Genomic DNA, 2,087 nt, shown 5'->3' with positions numbered 1-2,087 from the left:
AGATTCCTATAATTTCTATTTTAAATATATTTTATAGGAATTTTAAAATGACTAGGTTACGCAAGAAGTCTAATGTATTTATATTTACAAGCGAATGTTGGTACAGCAGTCCTTGATACTTTAAAAGCGTGGGGTTTTTGAAGTGCAATTACTGCAACCATGTTTGTAATTTTTTTAGGTTGGTTTTTAACAAAACGTGGAACCTTTAAAAAAATTGAGAAGCTGTCTTAATTAAAATTGTCATGGTTGTTGGTTTACCATGTTTAGCATTTGATGGTTTTATGGCTGATACAACAGTTGAACAAGTTAAAACACAAGCAGCAATTTTATTAATCGGATTTTTATTTTATATTATTTTAGGAATTGTAGCAAAATATTTTTATATTAAATATGAGCAAGATGTTCGTGATACGTTAGCAATGTGTACAGTTTTTGCATCAACTACTTTCTTCGGAATTCCAGTTGTTACAGCTTTATTTGACGCCGGACAAGCAACATTACAAGCTAATATCTTTAATATTCCTTATCGAGTATTTTTATATTCATTAGGATTTATTGTTATGAGTAAACCGGTGCAAGGACAATTAGCATCAGCAGTTGAAACAACAGCAGAAACAATTGTCGATTCAAAAATAGATCCTACGGGGTATGCACAAGTAAGAGCCGAAATACGAGCTAAAAAAATGGCAACCGTGAAGGCAAATTTAAAACAAATTTTTGTTAATCCAATTTTAATTGCAACAATTATTGGATTTATCTTTTGAGTAACACAATTAATTCCAGGAATTGAAATTGTTCCTGATCAAAATAAAATTGGTAGTGGTCGATTATTTTCACCATTACGATTAGATAATACTTTTCCACCATTATTTAAAATAACAAAAACATTGGAAGGATTATGTACACCATTAGCATGGTTAGCAATTGGAATGACTTTAGCAAAAGGGAAATTGCGTGAAGCAATGCAAGATAAAAAAGTCTGATATGGAATGATTATGAAAGTTATACTAGCACCAATTATTGGATTAGTTTTAGCAATTATTTTTGCTGTGATTGGAAAAGAAACAGGAGTATTAAAATTAGATTCAGTTGGCTTGACTGTTATTGTCATTATGTTGGCAGCACCACCAGCGTCTGTTATTGTTGCATATTCAATAGGATATAAAAAACAACCAATGTTAGCAAGTAATTTAACATTAGTTTCAACTTTATTTTCAATTATTTCGTTACCATTCTGAGTAATTATTACGACAGCAATTGGGGCAACTACATTATTTACATATTAGGAGAAAATAACAATGAATATAAAAATTAAAATGGTTTGTTATGGCGTTCGGAAAACCGAACGACCATTTTTTGAAAAACTAAATGAAAAATATGGTTATGATTTAACTTTAATTGAAGAATATTTAACAAAAGATAATATTGCCACAGTTAAAGGACATCAAGCAGTGATGGTTCGTGCAAATTGTGATTGTTATGAAGAAAATTTATTAAAAATGCAAGAATATGGGATTAAATATTTATTAACAAGAACAGTTGGTTATAACCATATTGATTTAACAAAAGCACACGAATTAGGTTTTAAAATGGCTTATGTACGAGGATATTCGCCTAATGCAGTTAGCAAATTAGCGGTAGCAATGGGAAATGCTTTTTTACGTAATTTATTTTATATGGCTAATAATGAACGTCAAACAAATTTTAAGGTTGATGATTTTATGTTTGCAAAAGAAATTCGTAATTCAACAATTGGAATTATTGGAACTGGTCGGATTGGATGTGAAGCAGCAAAGGCTTGGCATGGAATGGGAGCTAAAGTATTAGGATATGATATTTATGAAAATGATAGTGTGCAAGCAGTTTTAACATATACTGATTTAAATACTTTGCTTAAAGAATCAGACTTAGTTTGATTACATTGTCCATATTAATTATTAGACTTCTTGCATAACCTATTAAAATAATTGTAAATATTTTTAAAAAGATACTAATAGCAAATNATAATTTTAATTAATGGTAAATTTGATACATATATGCATTTTTTTTTTAAATATAAACATAAATTGTATTAATTTAATTATTTA

2 protein-coding genes are annotated in these 2,087 nt (G+C 28.8%); both read left to right on the top strand.

What is annotated here, in order from left to right; translation table 4 throughout:
- Positions 1–242: 242 nt before the first annotated feature.
- The gene (locus tag BST80_RS05095) at positions 243–1,286 is read left to right on the top strand and encodes an AEC family transporter (protein ID WP_415746256.1); all 1,044 of its coding nucleotides are present in this window, start codon (positions 243–245) and stop codon (positions 1,284–1,286) included.
- 12 nt (positions 1,287–1,298) lie between these two features.
- Positions 1,299–1,934: an NAD(P)-dependent oxidoreductase gene (locus BST80_RS05090; RefSeq protein ID WP_415746255.1), complete on the top strand. Its 636-nt coding sequence runs from the start codon at positions 1,299–1,301 to the stop codon at positions 1,932–1,934.
- Positions 1,935–2,087: the final 153 nt, after the last annotated feature.

It is taken from the genome of Spiroplasma sp. Moj, assembly GCF_016082285.1.
Taxonomy (GTDB): Bacteria; Bacillota_I; Bacilli_A; order Mycoplasmatales; family Mycoplasmataceae; genus Spiroplasma; species Spiroplasma phoeniceum.
The sequence above is the reverse complement of the archived record's forward strand: the minus strand, read 5'-3'. Positions and strand labels throughout refer to the sequence as shown.